Below are 21,282 nucleotides of genomic sequence, written 5' to 3'. Positions count from 1 at the left end.
ATCGGCAAAAGCGACTGTACGATGAATTGCACAATGCCTTTACGGGTATCCATTCGATGCGCAGCTTAACGAGTGCGACAACGTGGCTGCTTGCGGTGCTGCGACATATTCGGTCATCGGCACGCAGCTTGCGCCTTGTGCACCGGATAACACTAGCAGCCACACGACGAAACCGGGAGTTTAACCCCGGTTTTGCGGCACGTCCGTACCCGAAATGACCGGCAACACACCGGATGTTCACGACACATCCTCTGACACTCAGACGAGCAGAAATTCCCGCCGGCTGGCAGAATCGCCCTTTGTTCGTCTTCACCATGCTCGTCGAGCCAGGAATTACCCATGCAAATCACCACCGAACTGTTGATCGTCAACCCGTGCGATGACGAAGAAGACAACCTGGCCATGCTCTGCTGCACCAGCGACGATGGCGAACTGTTCCTGATGAGCCGTTTCCCGGACGAGGACGAACTGGAGATCATCTTCCAGGACAAGCCTTCGGCGCTGGATGGCGTGAAAGTCACCCTGGGCGCTACCCGCCTGCTGATCGAAATCGCAGCCGCCGACGCCGATGCGTTGAATGGCGAGGATGTCCTGGAAATCATTCACAGCACCGATGCCAGCGACCTGCCGGAAGTGGAAGAAACCTTGCAGAACATTCTTGAGGGGATTGGCACCTATATCAGCGAGCTTTGATTTTCGGCGCTTGTGCCGGCCCCTTCGCGGGCAAGCCTCGCTCCTACAGGTGACCGCATGTATCTGACAGGACTCGGTCACCTGTAGGAGCGAGGCTTGCCCGCGAAGGCGTCCAAAAGAACACCACCGCTCCCCCGCCCTACAATTTTCAGACAAATTCCCCAGCCATTTCCCGCACTTTGCGCAAAATGCCGTTAGTCGCCACCCCCCGCGATGCATTAAAGTAACGCCCCCAGCCCTGGCGTTATTCGAACGTCTTCGGTCACTCTTTCCAGGAACAGTCATCGATGGAACATCGTGAAGCGCTGCTTGCGCTGCGAACCTTTCTTTCAACGCAGATTCTCGGCCAGGAAAAACTCATCGAGCGCTTGCTCATCGCCTTGCTCGCCGACGGCCACATGCTGGTCGAGGGCGCTCCGGGGCTGGCCAAGACCAAGGCCATCAAAGAGCTCGCCGAAGGCATCGAAGCGCAGTTCCATCGCATCCAGTTCACCCCCGACCTGTTGCCTGCCGACATCACCGGCACCGAGATCTATCGCCCGGAAACCGGCAGTTTCGTGTTCCAGCAAGGCCCGATCTTCCACAATCTGGTGCTGGCGGACGAAATCAACCGTGCCCCGGCCAAGGTGCAATCGGCCCTGCTCGAAGCCATGGCCGAGCGCCAGGTCAGCGTCGGGCGCAGCACTTATGAGTTGTCGCCGCTGTTTTTGGTGATGGCCACGCAAAACCCGATCGAGCAGGAAGGCACCTATCCGCTGCCCGAAGCCCAGCTCGACCGTTTCCTGATGCACGTCAAAATCGGTTTCCCGGACGCCGCCGTCGAACGACGCATCCTGCAACAGGCTCGTGGCGAAGCCCTCAACGGCGAAACCAAGCCCGAGCGCCGGGTCAGCCAGCAGGCGATTTTCGCCGCACGCAAGGAAATCCTCGGTTTGTACATGGCCGACGCCGTGGAGGAATACCTGGTGCAACTGGTCATGGCCACCCGCACCCCGGCCAAGTTCGACCCGGAAATGGCCGAGTGGATCGCCTATGGCGCCAGCCCCCGCGGTTCCATCGCCCTGGACCGCTGCGCCCGGGCCCACGCCTGGCTCGCCGGGCGCGACTTCGTCAGCCCGGAAGACATCCAGGCGGTGCTGTTCGATGTGTTGCGTCACCGCATCATCCTGTCCTTTGAAGCCGAGGCGGCTGGCATCGACCAGGACCGGGTGGTCCAGCGGATTCTCGACGTCGTAGCCGTCGCTTGACCCCGATGAACGTCATCCTGCCGCCCGAGCCGGGCATCCGTGTCAGCCTCGCCGAGCTGATCGAGATGCGCCATCGGGTGCGCGAAGTGCAGTTGTTCTCCACGCCGAGCCAGCGCAGCCCGTTGATCGGCCTGCACCACTCCAAGCTGCGCGGGCGTGGTGTCGATTTCGATCAGGTGCGGGTCTATCAGGCCGGCGACGACGTGCGCACCATCGACTGGCGCGTGACCGCCCGCACGCAAGAGCCGCACACCAAACTGTTCCATGAAGAACGCGAACGACCGATTTTCATCATGGTCGAGCAAAGCCGTCGGCTGTTTTTCGGCTCGGGGCTGATGTTCAAATCCGTACTCGCCGCCCAAGCCGCGAGCCTGATCGGCTGGGCCGCCCTGGGGCATAACGACCGGGTCGGCGGGCTGGTGTTCGGCGATAACGAGCACTACGAAATCAAACCCCGGCGCAGCAAGCAAAGCCTGCTGCAATTGCTCAACCGTCTGGTGCGAGTCAACCAGTCGCTGCACACCGAAAGCGAGCAGAACCGCGACTCCCTGAACATGGCCCTGCGCCGCGCCCGGGAGGTGCTGCGGCCCGGTAGCCTGGTGATCGTGATCTGCGACGAACGTGCGCTGACCGAAGGCTCCGAGCAACAGTTGAGCCTGTTGTCACGCCATTGCGACCTGTTATTGCTGCCGCTGTCCGATCCGCTGGACCACGCCCTGCCCGCTGCCGGGCTTTTGCGCTTTGCCGAACGCGGCGCGCAACTGGAACTCGACACCCTGAATTTCGACCTGCGCCAGACCTATCGCGCCCAGGCCGAAGCGCGCATCGCTCACTGGGAATTGCTCGCGCAGAAGCTGCGAGTGTTGTTGATGCCGTTGAGCACCCAAAGCGAAATGGTCGAGCAACTGCGTGAATACCTGAACCCACAGAAACCGGGGAAAGGTCGATGAGCAGCCTCGATCAACTGCAACCGCTGATGACCCCGCCACCGATCGGCTTCTGGCCGCCGGCGCCCGGCTGGTGGCTGCTGCTTTTATTACTGCCGCTGATCGGTTTCGGCCTGTGGCAGTTGCGCCGTTTTATTCCGAACAAGCGGCCTGTCGTGCGCGCCGAGCAACCCCTGGACCCGGTGCGCGTCGCCGCCCTGGCCGAACTGGCGCGGATGCCCAAGCCCTACGACGGCGCGCCGGCCGGTGCCTGGCTGCAGCAGCTCAACGGTCTGCTCAAGCGCCTGTGTCGCAACCATTACCCCTACAGCCAGAGCCACACGCTGAATGGCCGCAAATGGCTGGCGTTCCTCGACAACCGCTGCCCCGCCGCCGGTCTGACCCGCTGGATGGTGCTGGTGGAAGGCGCGTACAAGCCCGAATGCAAACTCGACGACAAGGCCATCGCCGGCCTGACCCAAGCCGTCGACACCTGGATTCGCAAACATGTTTGAGTTCGCCTGGCCGTGGATTTTCGCCCTGTTGCCGCTGCCGTGGCTGATGCGCGTGCTGCTGCCGGTAGCCGACAGCGGCGAGCCGGCGCTCAAGGTCAGTTTCTTGAGCGATCTTGAAGGCCTGACCCGCCGCCGTGCCCGGGCCAACCTGCCGGCCTGGCGCCAGCAGGCACCGTTCATTCTGTTGTGGCTGTTGCTGCTGATCGCGGCCGCACGTCCGCAATGGCTGGGCGAACCGTTGCCGATTGCCGCCAGTGGTCGCGATCTGCTGGTGGCCGTGGACGTGTCCGGTTCGATGGATTTCCCCGACATGCAGTGGCAGGACGAAGACGTCAGTCGCTTGTCTTTGGTCCAGCATCTGCTCGGTGACTTTCTGGAAAGCCGCGAAGGCGACCGGGTCGGCCTGATCCTGTTCGGCAGCCAGGCCTATCTGCAAGCACCGCTGACCTTTGACCGCCACACCGTGCGCGTATGGCTGGATGAAGCGCGGATCGGCATCGCCGGCAAGAACACCGCCATCGGTGATGCCATCGGTCTGGCGCTTAAACGCCTGCGCCAGCGCCCGGCGCAAAGTCGAATATTGATTCTGGTGACCGACGGTGCCAACAACGGCGGCGAAATCGACCCGTTGACCGCTGCGCGCCTGGCCGCCAGCGAAGGGGTGAAAATCTACCCGATCGGCATCGGTGCCGATCCGGAGCAAAGCGGCACCCTTGGCTTCCTCGGCATCAACCCGAGCCTGGACCTCGACGAGCCGGCGCTCAAAGCGATCGCCGAAGCCACTGGCGGCCAATACTTCCGCGCCCGGGACGGCAAGGAGCTGGAGGCAATCAAGGCCACCCTCGACAAACTCGAACCGGTGACCCAGCAACCGACCCAGGCCCGCCCGGCCCAGGCGTTGTATCAGTGGCCCCTGGCCCTGGCGTTGCTGTTGAGCACCTTGCTGGTGGCCCGTGAACTGTGGCCAGACAACCCGCTGCAACGCTTACTGACCAAGGACCTGTTTTTGCAATCTCAATTGCCGGATTGGCGCCAACGGCTTAATCGCCTGCGCCTGCGGAGGCGTCGATGAGCGCGCTCTGGCCTTACTGGTTCCGGCCTTGGTGGCTGCTGCTGTTGCCGGTGCTCGGCTGGTTGCTCTGGCAACTGTGGCACCGGCAGAAACGCGCCGGGCGCTGGCAGATGATCTTGCCACCCGCCTTCCACGCCGCGCTGCTCAGCGGTGGCAAAGGTCACGACAGTAAATTGCCGTGGGTGGTACTGGGCCTGGCCTGGGTGCTGACCATCGGCGCGCTGCTCGGGCCGAGTTGGGAGCGCGTGGAACAGACCAGCCAGAAACCGGCCGATCCACTGGTGGTGCTGCTGGAGCTGACCCCGGAAATGCTCGCCACCGACAGCCCGCCGACCCGCCTGGAACAGGCCCGGCGCAAACTGTTCGACCTGTTGCAAAGTCGCAGCGATGCGCAGACCGCCATCGTCGTCTACGCCGGCAGCGCCCACACGCTGGTGCCGCTGTCGGATGACCTGTCCACCAGCCGTAATCTGCTGGATGCGCTCAAGCCATCGTTGATGCCCGAGGCTGGCCATCGCGCCGATCTGGCGGTGATCAAGGCCTTGGCTTTGCTGGATCAGGGCGCCCTCGGCCAGGGCCGGATCCTGCTGATCGGCTCGTCGCTGACCGAACAGGAACGCTTCGGCATCGAGCGGGCGCTGGACAGCAAATCCACGGAATTCCTCATGCTCGGCGTCGGCACTCCCGAAGGCGCGCCGGTGGCCCAGGAGGACGGTAGTTTCCTCAAGGACGCCCAAGGCGCGATTCTGGTGCCGCACCTGGACAACTCGGGGTTGAAAGCCTTTGCCAGTGACTTGGGTGGCCGCTACCACGCCTCAAGGCTGGACGATGCCGACCTCGGCGCCCTCGGCCTGCTCGATGGCCCGCGCAACCTGCGCAACGACGGCCAGACCCTGCGCCTCGACACCTGGGCCGATCAGGGTTACTGGCTTCTGTTGCCGCTGTTGCTGCTGGCCTCCTTCGCTGGCCGGCGTGGCTGGTTGTTCTGTTTGCCGCTGTTGTTCCTGTTGCCACAACCGAGCTACGCCTTCGATTTTGAAGACCTGTGGTTGCGCCCGGATCAACGGGGCCTGCATTTGCTCAATCAGGATCATCCGGCCAAGGCCGCGCAGCACTTCGAAGACCCGCAATGGCAAGGCGTGGCGCTGTACGAGGCCGGCGACTACGCTGGCGCCGCCCAGCGCTTCGCCCAGGGCAATGATGCCCGGGCGCACTACAATCGAGGCAACGCCCTGGCCAAAAGTGGTGAACTGGAAGCGGCGCTGGACGCCTATGAACAAGCCCTGGAGCGCCAGCCGGATCTGCGCCCGGCGCTGACCAACAAGGCCCTGGTGGAAAGCCTGATCAAACAGAAAGCCACGCCACCGGCGGTGGAACCGGACAAGTCCGAAGGCGAGGAGCTCGGCGGTGCCAGCGAAACCCCGCCACCCGGCGCCACCACCCAGCCATCCACTAATGGCGAACCGAAGGCCGAGGCTCAGCCCAACGCCCCGGACACTGAACAGCCATCCACCACGCCACCCAAACCGGGGGCCAACGAGGTGCCGGGCAGCGAATTGGGGGACGAACAAACCACCACCCCGCCACGCCGCCCGATCAACGACAGCATCGAAGGCGAACAGGCCCAGGCGCTGGAGCAATGGCTGCGCAAAATTCCGGATGACCCCGGCGAATTGCTGCGACGCAAATTCTGGTACGAACAGCAACAACATCAGGATCAGGGAAAAACTCGATGACCCGCTTCACCGCTTTCTTGCTCGCTCTTCTTTTCTGGACGTTTCAAGTCCAGGCTGCGGACCTGGTTGCCAGTGTCGACCGCAGTCGCCTGAACTCCGGCGAAACGGTGGAACTGACCCTGGAATCCAACGACGTCACGCTGTTCGGCAAGCCCGACCTGACGCCCCTGGAACCGGCCTTCGAAGTGCGCGGCACGCGGCAGGTCAACCAGTTGACCACGATCAACGGCGACAACCGCGCCACCACCCGCTGGATCATCACCCTGCTGCCCAAGCAGAACGGCAGCGTGGAAATCCCGTCGCTGCAACTGGGCGAAGTGCGCAGCCAGCCGATCACGATCCAGGTGATCGAAAGCGAAACCCAGGACACCGCAAACACCCTCGCGCCGGTGTTCATCGAGGCCAGCCTCGACCAGAGCAGCGTGTACGTGCAGGCCCAGGCAATCCTGACCTTGCGCATCTACCATTCGGTGTCGCTGTACGACGACAGCAGCCTGACGCCGCTGCAGATTCCCGATGCGCGTATCGAGCAACTGGGCGAGTCGCGCACCTATGAAAAAGTCATCAATGGCCTGCGCCATGGCGTGATCGAGATGCGCTACGCGATTTTCCCCCAGCACAGCGGCGTGTTGACCATTCCGACGCAAGTGTTCAGCGCGACCCTGGTGGACGTGCAGCCGTCCCCGGACGTCGCGTCCCAGGGGCCGAAACCGGGTAAGGTGATGCGCGTCAGTTCCGCGCAGATTCCGCTGACGGTCAAGGCCAAACCCGCCACCTATCCGGCCGACGCGCCGTGGTTGCCAGCCCGAAGCCTGAGCCTGAGCGAAAGCTGGAGCCCGGAACCGGATCACGCCCAGGTCGGCGATTCCCTGACCCGCAGCCTGACCTTGAAGGCCGATGGCCTGGCCAGTTCGCAATTGCCACCGCTGCCCGCCACCGATATCAACGGTTTGCGCCGCTACCCGGACCAACCAGTGCTGGGCAACCAGCACGGCGAACGCGGACTGATCGGCAGCCGTGAAGATCGCGAAGCGCTGGTGCCGTCCCACAGCGGCGCCATCGATTTGCCGACGGTGGATGTGGTGTGGTGGAACACGTTCGAAGATCACCTGGAACACAGCAGCCTGCCGGCCCGGACCCTGCAAGTGAGCAACAATCCAAGCCTGATGGTCGACACCCCGGCGGGCACCACGCAAGTGAACTACGCCGCCGACAGCGAAGCATTGGGGTGGTGGAAACTCAGCACCGTAATCCTGGCCTGCACCACCTTGCTCGGCTTCGGCCTGTGGTGGCGCGCTCGCTGGCAACCGGCGATCCTGCGTGCCGCGCAAACCGGCCCGAGCCCGCGGACCGTGCTCGACGAGCTCAAGCGCGCCTGCCAGGCCAACGACCCCCACGCCACCCGCCAGGCCCTCGATGCCTGGGCCCGGCAACAACCGGAAACCCTGGCGGACATGGCGGCGCGATTTGTGCCGCTGTCCGATGCCCTCGACGGCCTGAACGGCGCGCTGTACAGCGAAACCGGCCAGCATTGGCAAGGCGAAGACCTGTGGCGTGCGACTCGGGCTATTCCGCTGGCCGAGCGAGTTCAGGATCCGGTGGGTGATAGCGGGTTGCCGCCGCTTTATCCGAAATAGCTGTCAGAAACGTCTGACATTCGACCGCGATCGCATCTTGCGGATAAGTCCTACAGAAGTTATCGAATCGACTGGCTTCGCCTACACGTAGCTTCAAGCAAAGTCCCGTGCCTTAAAGACACAGGGATGCGCGGATGGTTACTACGGCGAACGAAGTCGTTTTCAGACTCGACATTGCAGGTTTTTCATACGACCTTCAGGTTCTCGAGTTTCAGGCCAGGGAAGCGCTGAACAGGCCCTACGAGGTCAAGCTCGAACTGGTCAGCGAACGGCCCGATGTGGATCTTGAGTCGCTGCTGCATCATCCGGCATTTCTGACATTCGCTTCCGACAACGGCGGCATTCACGGCCACGTCTATCGAGTCGCCCAAGGTGATTCAGGCAAACGCCTGACCCGCTATCAAATCACCCTGGCGCCCCGCCTCGCCTATCTCGCGCATCGCCAAAACCAGCGTATTTTTCAGCACCTGAGCGTGCCGCAGATCATCGGCAGAGTACTGACCGATCACGGGATCCAGGCGGACGCCTGGCGCTTCCAACTCAACTCCGAGTACCGGCCACGACGCTATTGCGTGCAATACAACGAGTCCGACCTGCACTTCATTCAACGGTTGTGTGAGGAAGAAGGCCTGCACTTTCATTTTCAGCACAACGCCTGCGGGCATGTGTTGGTATTTGGCGACGATCAGACGGTATTCCCCAAACCCGCAGGCCCGACAGCGTATGCCCAGGGCAGCGGCATGGTCGCCAAAGCCTCGGTGATTGAGCGCTTCCAGGTCAGCCTGGAAACCCGCACGACCCACGTCAGCCGACGTGATTACCACTTCGAAAAGCCGCGTCTGCCGCTGGATAGCGAAAGCAAAAGTCCGCAGTTACCCCACTTGGAGGATTACGCCTTCCCGGGGCAATTCACCGAGCGTGAACGCGGCAAACATCTGGCCAGGCGCACTCTGGAACGCCATCGCGCTGATTATCAGCAAGCCCGAGGTCGCAGCGATCAAAGCGCCCTGCGCAGCGGGCAGTTCGTTGACATGACCGAACACCCGCGTGGCGACTGGAATGGTCTGTGGTTGCTGACTGAGGTTGAGCACGTCGGCAAACAGCCTCAGGTTCTGGAAGAGTCAATGACCGACGGCAACCCTGAAGATGGCTTCAGCCAGGGCTACCGCAATCACTTCGTCGCGACACCATGGGATGTGGCTTTTCGACCGGCCCTCGACCATCCCAAGCCCCGAGTGACGGGTAACCAGCACGCGGTAGTTACTGGACCGCCCGGTGAAGAGATCCATTGCGATGAGTACGGTCGGGTAAAGGTTCAGTTGCTGTGGGACCGTGACGGTCAGCTCAACGAACATTCAAGCTGCTGGCTGCGAGTCTCCACTGGTTGGGCGAATGACCGCTATGGCAGCGTGCTGATTCCGCGAGTCGGCATGGAAGTGCTGGTGGGTTTCAGCGAAGGCGATCCCGACAAACCCTTCGTTCTGGGTTGCTTGCCTAACGGGGCAACGCCCGTGCCGCTAGACCTTCCAACCGAACAAACGCAAAGCATTTTCCGCAGTCAGAGCAGCCCCGGTGGTGGCGGCTATAACGAGTTACGCATCGAGGACCGAACGGGCGCAGAGGAAATTGCCCTGCGAGCCCAGCGTGATTTCGTCCAGCTTGTGCTCAACGATGAACGACTTCAGGTCGACAGCCAACGCACCGTCGTGGTCGGCGGCATCGCCAGTCACGACCTGCATGCAGAAGAACAACTGCGCATTCACGGCACCCGCCTCACCGAACTCAAACAGGACGATCACCTGGTGGTGCTGGGTGACCAACACATTCGTGTCAAAAATCACCGACTCAGCGCCGCTCAGCAAATCCACCTCGGTGCCGGGCAACAAGTCGTCATTGATGGCGGAGCACACCTGACGGTCAAGGCTGGCGGTCATTGGCTGACGCTGGGGCCGGAAGGCATCCTCAGCAGCGTGAAGATTGTGCCGGGCGGCGCCCCGGCCGTGGGCATGCCGGCAACGCCGTTGATGCCAGGTGCATTGCCGCTGCGCAAAGTGACCTTCGATGCAGCGCGGCAACGCCATGCACTGGTGTCAAACCGCAGCTCACGCTGCCTGATTTGCGAGGCGGCCCTCGCATGAAATGCTCAACCTCGTTACCTGCCGGCCTGCCCTGGAACACGCAACAGGCTTTTGTGTTGCTGGACGGCGCCACTGTCAGTCATCTGCCAGAGCGTTTGAAGCAGCTAAGCCCCAGGGTCAGCAGCGTTGCGCTCTACGACCATCCGCCCTTCACCGAGCTGCGGGATATCTCACCGCTGTTGGTGCTGATCGAACATCCTGACGCAGCGGTTTTTCAGTTCTATCTGGAGCACGCGCACGAGGAATGGGGCGTGCTGTTGTTCAGCTCCGCGTCTATGAATGACGTCGCTCAGCATTTGCGAAAACTGCTGATGGTTGAAATGCCAGAGGGTCTGCCGGTAATGCTGCGACTGGCCGACGCCGCTGTAGCGCGGACGCTGTTCGGCAGCAGCGATCAACGTTTGTTGGGGCCACTGTCCTGTGTGGTGACGGCCGACAGCGTCAGTGCGAATTGGCATCGCCACCAGCCGTTGCTGTGCGAGCGCCCGGAACTACCAACGCCTTACCGCCTGAGTCCTGAGCAGAACTCAGCGCTGGACCACGCTGATCGGCGCCGCGTACTGCTCGAACTCGACGCCCATCTACTCACCTATTTCCCCGAACAACATGGCGGCGAAACCGTGGCCCTGCGTTGGCCGACGCTTCAACGGCTTTTCGAGGAAGCCCAGGCCCTGGGGTTAAGCAGCCAGTCCGAGCTGTTTTATTACGCCAATGTCATGGCCTGGCTGGACGGATCGCCCCTCGACCAGCATTCGCACATCGATCGATTACTCCATACGCCATCGCTGCAATCACCCGGCGAGCGCGTTGCGCTGGCCGCTGACCTCGCCCACCAGTGGGCCATCCAACGGGGCCGCCCATGAACGCACCAGCCAACCTCGCCGCCGCTGCGGCAACCAAGACCGCCATCAGCTCACCCGGCGCCTGCCCATTGCAGCAAGCCCAGGTGCAGCTTCTGCCGTTGCGCTACGGCCTGGTAGAAAAGCCTCTCGATCCGAGCGCAGCGCTAAAACTGCCTTACACCCTTGAAACCCGCCCACTGGGCATTCGCCTGATGCGCGATGGCTGGTTATATGTGATCGACAGTGTGACCGGCCATTTGCATGAATACCGCGTCCTCGACGGACTGATCAGTGCCTTGTTGCACAAGGGTGGCAAGGTCAATAGCGATCAGCGCACGCCCGTCGAAGAGCGTCCGGCGCTGGTGTTTTCCAGGCTTAGCCTCTTGCACGTGTGCTTCGCCGAAGTGCAATGGACCGCCGCCAAATGCGCTCAAGTGACAGACAGTCGTGAAGAGCGCGAACACTTCATGCAAGCCGTTGACCTCGCCCCCGTCGATTGCAAAAACGGTGGCGAGCATCTGCTGACGGTCGAGCAAGGCAAGCAGTGGTTGGCGGAGGTTGCCACGGTTGCGCCTCAGCAGGCACCCGCCGCACAGGACGGTGTCGAGCCAGGCACCGCTCTTTTGCCGACGGTACACGTCAGCGAAGCCCCCGAACACGAGCGCGAGCCGTATCTATGGGAACAGCCTCGGCGCTTTCGCGAGGCGCATATCGGCGAGTTTCTGGGTCAGGTGCGCACGCCCTATCAGGACGACACGTTGTTCCTCGTGGTGCAGGACGACATCGGCGTATTGCGCGACCTGGCCGAGTATCAAGACCGCGTGGTCGGCTGGATCGACGACTGGACCAATGCAGGTCACAACGAGCGTAATTACTTGCTGGCCTGCTACATCGAGTCGCTGAGTCAGCTCAGCCCGGCGGATATCGAAAAACTCTCCGAAGCCAGTAACGACCCGCGACACAAGGCGTTGTTCACTGACCTGGAACAGTTGCCCGAGCCAGACCGGGAAGACACCCGCAAAGCCTTGCTCGACTACCTGAACAAGGGCGGCAAAGTTGAGCCGCCGGATGCACCCGTGACGCCGGAACTGGAGCAACTGCGCAAGCAGGCCCACACCGAAGCGTTCGAAATGGCCAAGTACCAGGGCGCCGATCCCGATTTCACCGCGCACAGCCGCGCCAGTGATGATGCAGACCGCCGATATTACGCTCGCCAACACTTTTCAGTGGCCCCGGACGCCTTCATCGAACGCCACCTCGACACCCTGGTCAATCTCGGCAGGGAGCAAAACAAACGCATCAAGGACGCGCTAGAAGGCCCCCGTTTCAGCGGCAAACGCGGGATCAACGATTTCATCGACCGCCCGGCCATGGACAACGAACTGTTTCAGTACCGCGCCGACCTCGGCCGCTGGAACCGCGTGCTTGAACGCATCACCACCGACCGCACGACGCTGGTGTGCGCCGGGCGCTACCACCGTTCGGCCTGGTACTACGACGGGCACGAGCCATCGCAACTGGGTCAGGCCTTCAGCGCCGAATACGCCTGCATCAAAGACATCTGCCGCAGCGATCACGCGAGCGAAAAAATACTGGCCTATCTGGAAAAACACCCGGAATTGACCCGGCCATTGTTCTACACCTTGCCCTTGCGCCTTCAACAGGAACAGGCCGCGCAATACAGCACGCTGTTCAACGCCGGCATGGCCCTGTTCAACAACTTGCCGAGCTGGCTGGCCGAGCTAAAGAAGATCGAACAACCGCACCTCCCTGCCCTCGACGATCTGCCCGACCACACCCGCGCCGTCGCTGACGCCGCCCAGCACAGCCTCAGCCCCGCGCTGAACCTGGGCCTGAGCCAGGCGCTGGAAGGCTTCGACCTGACGGGAGACAAAATCCCCGACCTCGACGAACTGTTCCAGCGCCTGCCAAAAGCGATTCACACCCGACTACTCGATGCCGCGAAAACCACAGGCGTGACCTTCACCGTCGCCACCCCGGCAGAACAGGCGGCGCTGCAAACCAACCTCAAGGAATTGCTCAGGGAGCGTGATTACCTCAAAACCCTGATGCGTGAACGCAACCAACTCACCCACAACAAAAACCGCCAGGGGCATAAGACGCCACGGGCAGTGGAGTTGCAGGGTGAGATTGCCCGGGTGCGTGGGGAGTTGACGCTACTGGAAGGTCGGTTGGCGGGGGCGCTGAGCCCGATTGCCGAACTGCCGGATCAGTCGGCGCGGCTGTATGGCGCGACCCAGGCACGGGCGGGAGTGACGGTGGTGTTTCCGCCGGCGCAGCAGCAGGAAGTGCGGGGGTTGTTGAAGAATATTCGGATGGGGGTTGGGGCGGTGCCGAATGCGGGGTTGATTCGGAGTGAGGGGATGGGGTTGGTGGTGTTTTTGGTGCAGGGGGTGAATTTGGTGGGGGTTGTGAGGGAGACGTTTGGTCAATCTCCGGATAAGCGTAAGTTGGGGCCTTTGATCAACTCAGTTATATCTACAGGCGCAGCTGGATTCACGGCAGCCCAAAGTCTTACCGATACGGCGTTAAAGGCTCGAAGTGCTGAACTCGTCGCAGGACTTCAACGTCATGCTTTACAGAGTGTGCATGTGCAGATGGGGAAAATACATATTGGACTTGGTATCTTTACCTACACTTTAGGGTTTCTATCTTCGCTATCTAGTGTGAGCACCCATCGGCAAAATTGGCAACAAGCGACGCGCAGCGGAAACGTCTCGGCACAGAGCAGCGCAGCTCTTGCAGCATTTGGAGCTAGCGGCATGGCGACTGTTAATGCCTATGGGCTTAGTAACACCGTCCACGACACTTTCAAAGTACTGACGGCACGGAGTGCTGAGGCGCGAACCGCTGCTTGGGCCGCTGCCGGCACACGGCTCTCTACCGTTTTTTTTCGATTCAACCTTGCCGGAGCATTGTTCACTGTATTGGAACTGGGCGGCACTTGGCTCTTCAACCGCTACAACATCGATGCTCAAGATAAATGGCTGAAAACCACGCCATGGAGCCTGGATGCCGATGAACGTGGCGACCATACTCTGAATGAATATCAAAGCGGTCTGGCCTATTTGCTTCATGCCCCTTACTCCCAACTGGGTCCAAACGAGCATGACTCGTGGCTGAAAAACCTTTTGTTAAAGGCCAAACCAAAAGATATCCACCTGGTACTACCAGGGCTCAAGCTCAATGATTTTCAGCCTCCCTTGAACGGTCAAGCAGCCCGTCGCCTGGAAATCGGTGCCCACCGTATTTCCATCCCTCTTCACAGTCGCGGCACGCCGCGGGTACGCAAGAATGTCATTAGCGATGAAGTTGCGAACAGCCTGCGCATCGCACGAGCAGGACCAGACTTTCTGGTGCTATGCCTGCGATATCCAATGGATGCTGATACCGAATTTACGCCAGCTTCCGAAACACTGGAACTGACTGTCTGTATACAGACTTTGGCCAATAACGGCGCCTGGATTTCTCGCAATCGCGTCATTCGCCTCAACCCAATTGACGAGGGTCGTTTCCCTGCGCTACCTGCTGAACTAATCACCGATCATCCACCGATGCTGTTGATCGAACCCCATTTGCTGGAGCTGGCCGACCATGCCCACCAAGATTAATAACCAAGCGCCTAGCCAGCACATTGTGCATTCCCGAAAAGCTGGGGATGTCGAGCCGTTCCCAAGTGGCAGAATCACTTATCTGGCGCCTTTGCCGTTGCCAACACCGATGCCGCCGCATGGCCCTCACATCGGAGAACTAAATGAGGTGTTCATGGACTTCGGACTGGGGTTGCCGCAGATATTTTCATGGCAGGTCGTATTAGGTGGACCTTTCAGTACTTCTTTTATGATTGCCTTTATTTTCCCGCCCGTCATTGGCTGTCTTGGTCTCATGCTCGGATACGACCTTTCGTACACATGGGAGTTTGTCGTTGACTTTTTTTTTGCCATATCCAACTACGCGATATTAGGAGGAGTTTCTGGCTTGTTCATCGGCCTCTGCACCTGGCACCACAACCACAAAAAACGCCTCCAAATCATCCCCACCCGCTTCAACCGCCAACGCCGCGAAGTCTGCTTCACCCCCGAAGGCGCCACCGAACCGCTCTTCGTCCCCTGGGAATCCCTCTCCGCCTGGGTCATCGAAGCCCAGGGCGCGACCCAATACGGCATCCACCGCCAATACGGCATGGGTATCGGTTTCCAGCACGGCGAAACCCTGACCAGCGTCGAATTCCCCTGCTTCGGCCTGCCGCTCGCCATCAGCCATTGGGAAGCCATCCGTGGCTACATGGAATACGAAGTCAACGACCTCAAAACCATCCAGGACCTCGAAGACCTGCAACTCCCCGGCGACCCGCCCCACGAAGGCCTGCACACCTTCCGCAACGCCCGCGCGCGCATGCATCAGGAGATTCGCGACGGCTCACGCAATCGGCTCTCGGGGTTTTTCTGGTACCTGTACCACGTCATGACCCTATGGACGATCCCCAACCACCTGACCGAATGGGAAGTCCGCCGTATCCAGAAGTTGGGCCCGCAGGCCATGCCCGAAGTGATGCAGCAATGGTCCGAGCCGTTGCCGAAGGAGCAATGGGCCAAGCCGAGTGAAGAACTGGTGCGAATGAGCGAGCAGGTTCGGCAACTGCACAAACGCCAGCCGAGGCGGCCGATTACCGAGATTTTTGCTGAAGTGCGGCGATTGAACGCTGACTGCATAGTAAAAGGATAAAAGAGCTTTTTGTGGCGAGGGAGCTTGCTCCCGCTCGGCTGCGCAGCAGTCGTCAATCCTGCCAACGCGGTGCATTTGAAGGTATGCAGAGGGCCGCTTCGCGCCTAAGAGGCAGCAAGCTCCCTCGCCACAAGGTGATGCCTGACCACATCCTTGGCATTTGCCAGTAAACTCCCTCCCCTTTAGCCGCCATCATTCCCACGCGGCCATCACCTTATTTCCTACGGAGTACGCCTTGCGTCTGTTCCACACCTCCGACTGGCACCTTGGGCAGAACCTGCACGGCCAGGACCGCGATTTCGAGCACGGTTGTTTCCTCGATTGGCTGCTGCGCCAGTTGAAGCTGGACCAGCCCGACGTGCTGCTGATCGCCGGCGATATCTTTGACACGGTGAACCCGCCGGTCAAAGCCCAGGAGCGCCTCTACGATTTCATCGTCAGCGCCCACGAGCAGCAGCCGTTGCTGACCATCGTGATGATCGCCGGCAACCACGACTCCGGCTCGCGGATCGAACTGCCGGCGCCGTTGATGCGACGCCTGCGCACCCACGCGTTGGGCCGGGTGCTGTGGCTCGATGACGGACAGCTCGATTCCGAACGCCTGTTGCTGCCACTGCCCGACGCCAGCGGCGAGATTGCCGCTTGGTGCCTGGCGCTGCCGTTCCTGCGCCCGGCCGAGGTGACCGGTGCGCAGTTGGGCGACAACTATTTGCGCGGCATCGGCCAGGTGCATGAATGGCTGATCGAAGCGGCCAACGCCAAACGCAAACCGGGCCAGGCGCTGATTGCCATCAGCCACGCGCACATGGCCGGCGGTTCGGTGTCGGAAGACTCCGAGCGCAGCCTGATCATCGGCAACGCCGAAGCCCTGCCCGCCAGTTTGTTCGGGCCGAGCATCAGCTATGTGGCCCTCGGTCATTTGCACAAGCCGCAGAAGGTCAACGGTGAAGAACGCATCCGCTACAGCGGCTCGCCGATTCCGTTGTCGTTCTCCGAAATCAATTATCAGCATCAGGTGCTCGACGTCATCCTCGACGGCGAAACCCTGGTCAGCGTCGAACCGAAACTGATTCCCCGGGCGGTCAATCTGCAACGGATCGGCCCGGCGCCGCTGGCGGAAATCCTCCTGCAACTGGCGGATTTGCCAAACACCGACCTGCTTGAAGACCTTCAGCGCCAACCCTGGCTAGAAGTGCGGGTGCGTCTGGACGAACCGCAACCGGACCTGCGTTTTCAAGTGGAAACCGCCCTGCAAGGCAAAGCCGTGCGCCTGGTGCGGATCGCCGCCGAATACGCTGGCAACGGCAGCAAGGACGGCGCCGATGACGGCGCAACCCTGATCGAACTGGATCAGCTCTCGCCCCAGGAACTGTTCAGCCGCGCGTGGCAGGACAGCTATGGCAGCGAGGTCGACGAGCAAACCCTCAAGGACTTCGCCGAGCTGTTGCAAGACGTGCAGATGGAGAGCGAACAGCCATGAAGATCCTCGCGATCCGCCTGAAAAACCTCGCCTCCCTGGCCGGGCCCTTTGAAATCGATTTCACCGCCGAGCCCTTGGCCAGCGCCGGATTGTTCGCCATCACCGGGCCGACCGGCGCCGGCAAAAGCACCTTGCTGGATGCCTTGTGCCTGGCGCTATTCGGCGCCGTGCCGCGCCTGAACAACACCGGGCGCGATGCCAAAGTACCCGACGCTGACGGTGAAATCGGCACCGGCGACCCGCGCACCTTGCTGCGTCGCGGCACCGGCGAAGGCTATGCCGAAGTGGATTTCGTCGGCATCGATGGCCGTCGCTATCGTGCGCGCTGGGAAGCCAATCGCGCCCGGGAAAAGGCTGGCGGCAAGTTGCAAGCCAGTCGCCAGAGCCTGCGTGACATCGATCAGGATCAACTGCTGGCCAGTCAGAAAGGCGAGTACAAAACGGCGCTTGAAGCCGCGTTGGGCCTGAACTTCGAGCAGTTCACCCGCGCCGTATTGCTGGCTCAGAGTGAGTTCAGCGCGTTCCTCAAGGCTGACGACAACGACCGCAGCGAGCTGCTGGAAAAACTCACCGACACCGCGCTCTATACGCGTTTGGGTCGCCGGGCGTTCGACAAGACCAAAGAGGCTCGCGAAGCCCACAAGTTGTTGCAGGACCAGGCCACTGGCGTCACCCCGTTGTCCCCCGAAGCCCGGGCGGAACTGGACGAGCGTTTCAACGAAGCCCAGCAGCAACTCAAGCTGCAACAGGCCCAGCTCAAGCAGCTTGAAGAGCAACACACCTGGCTCAAACAACTGCGTCAATTGCAGGACGAACAACAGAGCGCCACCGAGCAACTGCGATCTGCCCAGCAACACTGGGAAAGCCTGGCCGGTGAACGCCTGAAGCTGACGCGCCTGGAGCACCTGGCGCCACAGCGGCATCAGTTTGCGCGCAAGACCGAACTCACGGCGCAGCTCACACCGCTTGCATCACAGATTCAACAGCACACACAGCAGCAACAGGAACTGACCGAACGCCAGACGCAACTGGAACAAAGCCTGAGCAACGCCCACACCGCGTTGACCGAGGCGCAAAACCAGCACAGCGCCGGCGCGCCATTGCTGCGCCAGGCATTTGAAGAGCAAAGCACCCTCGCCCGTCTGGCGAAGGATGCAAGCCTGAGTGCCGACGCCAGGCAACACGCGGAACTGGCCTGCACCCAGGGCCAAAGCACGCTCCAGGGTTTGCTTGATCAGCAGAAACAAGTCGCTGCACGTCTTGAGCGCATCGCCGCAGAGCTTGAGCAAAGCACTCATCTGGCGCCGTTGAGCGATGCCTGGAACGCCTACCGTGATCGCCTGCAACAACTGATGTTGATCGGCAATCGCCTGAACAAAGGCCAGGACGAACTGGCGGCTTTGGAACAGAGCGCCACCCGCGCCGCCGAAGAACTGGCCGCGCAAAAGCAGAACCTGGAAGTGCTCTATAAAGAGGCCGGCGCCGAACCCGAAGCGGTGGCCGAGCAAATCCAGTTGCTGAGCACGCTGTTGCAGGACAACCGCAAACAACTGCGAGCCTTCGAAGAGTTGACGCGGCTGTGGGCCAGTCAACAGGAGCTGGATAAACGCGGCGCCGAGCTGCAACAGCGCCAACTCGCAGCCCAACAGGAACGCGAACGCCTGACCCAGGACGGGGTGAAAACCAAGGCTGAACTGACCGTCGCCGAACAGACCCTGACCGTCACCCGGGACCTGCTGGAACGCCAACGCCTGGCCCGCAGTGAAAGCGTCGAGGAACTGCGCGCACAGTTACAGGATGATCAGCCGTGCCCGGTGTGTGGCAGCCCGGATCATCCTTATCATCAGCCCGAAGCGTTGCTGCAAAGCCTCGGTCGACATGATGAAAGTGAGCTGACCAACGCGCAGAAAGCCGTTGACCTGCTGAAAGAAAAACTCACCGACCTGCGCGCCGAAGTCGGCGGTTTGATCGCGCAGCAAAAGGAGTTGCTGCAACAACAGGAACAACTGGCGACTCAACAGCAAGGCCTGACCCCGAGCCTCGAAGCCCATCCGTTGTCCGCGCAATTGCTGAACCAGGACGCCGCCAAACGCGATGCCTGGCTGACCCAGCAAAACAGTCAGTTGAACCAGAGCATCACCCAGGACGAACAACGCCAGACCGCCCTGCTCACCCTGCAACAGGATGCCGCTCGCCTGGCCCAGCAACTGCGCAGCGCCGAAACCGCGAGCCAGCAAGCGACCCAGCACCTGAGCAATCAGCAGCAGGCCTTGAGCAGTGACCGTCAGCGCCTGGACGAAGAGCTGACGGCGTTCAGCACCTTGCTTCCCGCCGAGACGCTGGAAGCCTTGCGCAACGAGCCGGCTGCGACCTTTATGCAGCTCGACCGGCAGATCGCCCAGCGCCTGGAACAACTCGACCAGCGGCGTGACGAACTCGGCGAACAGCAGCAGCGTCAGCAGACGCTTGAGAAAGAGCAGGACCGCCAGCAGACCCGCGTCCAGCAACTGGAAGCCGCGCAACAGCAGTTCACAGTGTTGGCCGAGCAGCAACAGGCCTGTCAGCAAAAACTCGCACAATTGCTTGGCCAACACAGCAGCGCCGAGCAGTGGCAGCAGCAACTTGATCAAGCCGTGGAACAGGCACGCCATGCCGAAGCGGCGGCCAATCAGGAACTGCAAACCGTGCGCACGCGTCTGGTGCAATTGGCTGCTGAACTCAAGGCGCAGCAAGAACGTTCACAGGCGCTGGAGCATGAAGACCGCGAGTTGAGCAGCAAGATTACCGACTGGCGTGCGCGACATCCGGAGCTGGATGACGGCGGCCTGGAAGAGTTGCTGAGTGTCGACGATCAACAGGTCAGCGACCTGCGCCAGCAATTGCAGCACAGCGAAAAAGCCATCGAACAGGCCAAGGTGCTGTTGCAGGAGCGCGATGAGCGCCTGCTCAAACATCAAGCGCAAAGCAACGGCAACCTCGACGCCGAGCAACTGGCGACGGCGCTGACCGAACTGCAAAACCTGTTTGCCGCCAGCGAACACCGTTGCGCCGAATTGCGCGCCGAACAGGCCGAAGATCAGCGGCGGCAAAACGCCAACCAGGCCCTGGCCCAGCAGATCGCCGATGCCTACACCGAGTATCAGCGCTGGGCGCGGTTGAATGCCTTGATCGGCTCGGCCACCGGCGACACCTTCCGCAAGATCGCCCAGGCCTACAACCTCGATTTACTGGTGCATCACGCCAACGTGCAACTGCGGCAATTGGTGCGACGCTATCGCCTGAAACGTGGCGGCAGCATGCTTGGCTTGCTAGTGATGGACACGGAGATGGGCGACGAACTGCGCTCGGTGCATTCATTGTCCGGCGGCGAGACGTTCCTGGTATCGCTGGCCTTGGCGCTTGGACTGGCGTCGATGGCGTCGAGCACGCTGAAAATCGAATCGCTGTTTATCGACGAAGGCTTCGGCAGCCTCGATCCGGAATCCCTGCAACTGGCCATGGACGCCCTCGACGGCTTGCAGGCCCAGGGGCGTAAGGTCGCGGTGATTTCCCATGTGCAGGAAATGCATGAACGGATTCCGGTGCAAATCCAGGTTCGCCGCCAGGGCAATGGCCTGAGCACTCTGGAGGTGAAATGACCAGGCTCTACTCCTTCCGCCGCTGCCCCTATGCCATGCGCGCACGCATGGCCCTGCGTTATTCGGGGGTTGAGGTGCAGATTGTCGAAGTCAGCCTGAAAGCCAAGCCCGCCGAAATGCTCGCGCTGTCGAGCAAGGGCACGGTGCCGGTGCTGGAGGTCGAGGGTCGAGTAATTGATGAAAGCCTGGGGATCATGGGCTGGGCGTTGGCGCAGAACGATCCGCAGGACTGGTTGCTCAAGGATGATCCTGCCGGGCAGTCGTTGATGGCTGAACTGATCGAAGAAAACGATCAGGTGTTCAAGGTGCATTTGAATCGCTACAAGTACGCCGAGCGCTATCCCGAGCAACCGATGGAACATTATCGGGCCGAGGGCGAGGTGTTCTTGCGCAGGCTGGAGGAGTTGCTGGAGGATCGTGATTATTTGCTCGCCGGGCACATCAGCCTGGCGGACGTGGCGCTGATGCCGTTTGTACGGCAATTCGCCCATGTGGATCGGGAGTGGTTCGGGCAAACGCCTTACGTCCGGTTGCAGGCATGGCTACAACGCTTCCTCGATTCCGACCTGTTCACCGCCATCATGCGCAAGCCCCCTCTGTAGGAGCAAAGCT

The 21,282-nt window shown here is 61.2% G+C and carries 14 protein-coding genes; all 14 read left to right on the top strand.

The features are described 5' to 3' along the window. Nucleotides 1–339 precede the first annotated feature (339 nt). On the top strand, nucleotides 340–693 hold the full coding sequence (locus tag BK665_RS23160; protein WP_123408928.1) for a hypothetical protein: 354 nt from the start codon (nucleotides 340–342) through the stop codon (nucleotides 691–693). A gap of 287 nt (nucleotides 694–980) precedes the next feature. After that, the gene (locus tag BK665_RS23155; RefSeq protein ID WP_003218556.1) at nucleotides 981–1,940 is read left to right on the top strand and encodes an AAA family ATPase; all 960 of its coding nucleotides are present in this window, start codon (nucleotides 981–983) and stop codon (nucleotides 1,938–1,940) included. 5 nt (nucleotides 1,941–1,945) lie between these two features. Beyond that, nucleotides 1,946–2,890, top strand: a complete 945-nt coding sequence (locus BK665_RS23150; RefSeq protein ID WP_123408927.1) for a DUF58 domain-containing protein — start codon at nucleotides 1,946–1,948, stop codon at nucleotides 2,888–2,890. Continuing rightward, a complete protein-coding gene (locus BK665_RS23145) occupies nucleotides 2,887–3,381 on the top strand; it encodes a DUF4381 domain-containing protein (RefSeq protein WP_123408926.1) in 495 nt (164 codons plus the stop codon). Before BK665_RS23150 ends, BK665_RS23145 begins: the two co-directional genes overlap by 4 nt. Further along, nucleotides 3,374–4,453 (top strand): vWA domain-containing protein, encoded by a 1,080-nt coding sequence (locus BK665_RS23140; RefSeq protein WP_123408925.1) that lies wholly within the window; start codon nucleotides 3,374–3,376, stop codon nucleotides 4,451–4,453. Before BK665_RS23145 ends, BK665_RS23140 begins: the two co-directional genes overlap by 8 nt. Continuing rightward, complete coding sequence (locus BK665_RS23135; protein ID WP_123408924.1) at nucleotides 4,450–6,189, top strand: tetratricopeptide repeat protein; 1,740 nt, start codon at nucleotides 4,450–4,452, stop codon at nucleotides 6,187–6,189. The genes BK665_RS23140 and BK665_RS23135 overlap by 4 nt, the downstream gene beginning before the upstream one ends. Continuing rightward, nucleotides 6,186–7,826: a BatD family protein gene (locus BK665_RS23130; RefSeq protein WP_123408923.1), complete on the top strand. Its 1,641-nt coding sequence runs from the start codon at nucleotides 6,186–6,188 to the stop codon at nucleotides 7,824–7,826. The genes BK665_RS23135 and BK665_RS23130 overlap by 4 nt, the downstream gene beginning before the upstream one ends. 134 nt (nucleotides 7,827–7,960) lie before the next feature. Next, nucleotides 7,961–9,964: a type VI secretion system Vgr family protein gene (locus tag BK665_RS23125; protein ID WP_123408922.1), complete on the top strand. Its 2,004-nt coding sequence runs from the start codon at nucleotides 7,961–7,963 to the stop codon at nucleotides 9,962–9,964. Continuing rightward, on the top strand, nucleotides 9,961–10,827 hold the full coding sequence (locus tag BK665_RS23120; protein ID WP_123408921.1) for a DUF4123 domain-containing protein: 867 nt from the start codon (nucleotides 9,961–9,963) through the stop codon (nucleotides 10,825–10,827). The genes BK665_RS23125 and BK665_RS23120 overlap by 4 nt, the downstream gene beginning before the upstream one ends. Then, complete coding sequence (locus BK665_RS23115) at nucleotides 10,824–14,438, top strand: toxin VasX (RefSeq protein WP_123408920.1); 3,615 nt, start codon at nucleotides 10,824–10,826, stop codon at nucleotides 14,436–14,438. The genes BK665_RS23120 and BK665_RS23115 overlap by 4 nt, the downstream gene beginning before the upstream one ends. A gap of 367 nt (nucleotides 14,439–14,805) precedes the next feature. Next, nucleotides 14,806–15,552, top strand: a complete 747-nt coding sequence (locus tag BK665_RS23110; RefSeq protein WP_259699653.1) for a hypothetical protein — start codon at nucleotides 14,806–14,808, stop codon at nucleotides 15,550–15,552. 235 nt (nucleotides 15,553–15,787) lie between these two features. Beyond that, nucleotides 15,788–17,032 carry an exonuclease SbcCD subunit D C-terminal domain-containing protein gene (locus tag BK665_RS23105; RefSeq protein ID WP_123408919.1) on the top strand — a complete coding sequence of 415 codons (1,245 nt, stop codon included), beginning with the start codon at nucleotides 15,788–15,790 and terminating at the stop codon, nucleotides 17,030–17,032. Then, nucleotides 17,029–20,670, top strand: a complete 3,642-nt coding sequence (locus tag BK665_RS23100) for an AAA family ATPase (RefSeq protein WP_123408918.1) — start codon at nucleotides 17,029–17,031, stop codon at nucleotides 20,668–20,670. The genes BK665_RS23105 and BK665_RS23100 overlap by 4 nt, the downstream gene beginning before the upstream one ends. Then, on the top strand, nucleotides 20,667–21,272 hold the full coding sequence (locus tag BK665_RS23095) for a glutathione S-transferase (RefSeq protein ID WP_123408917.1): 606 nt from the start codon (nucleotides 20,667–20,669) through the stop codon (nucleotides 21,270–21,272). Before BK665_RS23100 ends, BK665_RS23095 begins: the two co-directional genes overlap by 4 nt. The last annotated feature ends 10 nt before the right edge of the window (nucleotides 21,273–21,282 follow it).

Origin of the sequence: Pseudomonas frederiksbergensis (assembly GCF_003732665.1) — a bacterium.
Classification (GTDB): Bacteria; Pseudomonadota; Gammaproteobacteria; order Pseudomonadales; family Pseudomonadaceae; genus Aquipseudomonas; species Aquipseudomonas frederiksbergensis_G.
This window is presented reverse-complemented; position numbering and strand designations above follow the sequence as displayed.

What these genes read in the sequence shown, in the direction of transcription:
- BK665_RS23160 (WP_123408928.1), top strand. Translation starts at nt 340, where the DNA reads ATGCAAATCACCACCGAACTGTTGATCGTCAACCCGTGCGATGACGAA.
- BK665_RS23155 (WP_003218556.1), top strand. Translation starts at nt 981, where the DNA reads ATGGAACATCGTGAAGCGCTGCTTGCGCTGCGAACCTTTCTTTCAACG.
- BK665_RS23150 (WP_123408927.1), top strand. Translation starts at nt 1,946, where the DNA reads ATGAACGTCATCCTGCCGCCCGAGCCGGGCATCCGTGTCAGCCTCGCC.
- BK665_RS23145 (WP_123408926.1), top strand. Translation starts at nt 2,887, where the DNA reads ATGAGCAGCCTCGATCAACTGCAACCGCTGATGACCCCGCCACCGATC.
- BK665_RS23140 (WP_123408925.1), top strand. Translation starts at nt 3,374, where the DNA reads ATGTTTGAGTTCGCCTGGCCGTGGATTTTCGCCCTGTTGCCGCTGCCG.
- BK665_RS23135 (WP_123408924.1), top strand. Translation starts at nt 4,450, where the DNA reads ATGAGCGCGCTCTGGCCTTACTGGTTCCGGCCTTGGTGGCTGCTGCTG.
- BK665_RS23130 (WP_123408923.1), top strand. Translation starts at nt 6,186, where the DNA reads ATGACCCGCTTCACCGCTTTCTTGCTCGCTCTTCTTTTCTGGACGTTT.
- BK665_RS23125 (WP_123408922.1), top strand. Translation starts at nt 7,961, where the DNA reads ATGGTTACTACGGCGAACGAAGTCGTTTTCAGACTCGACATTGCAGGT.
- BK665_RS23120 (WP_123408921.1), top strand. Translation starts at nt 9,961, where the DNA reads ATGAAATGCTCAACCTCGTTACCTGCCGGCCTGCCCTGGAACACGCAA.
- BK665_RS23115 (WP_123408920.1), top strand. Translation starts at nt 10,824, where the DNA reads ATGAACGCACCAGCCAACCTCGCCGCCGCTGCGGCAACCAAGACCGCC.
- BK665_RS23100 (WP_123408918.1), top strand. Translation starts at nt 17,029, where the DNA reads ATGAAGATCCTCGCGATCCGCCTGAAAAACCTCGCCTCCCTGGCCGGG.
- BK665_RS23095 (WP_123408917.1), top strand. Translation starts at nt 20,667, where the DNA reads ATGACCAGGCTCTACTCCTTCCGCCGCTGCCCCTATGCCATGCGCGCA.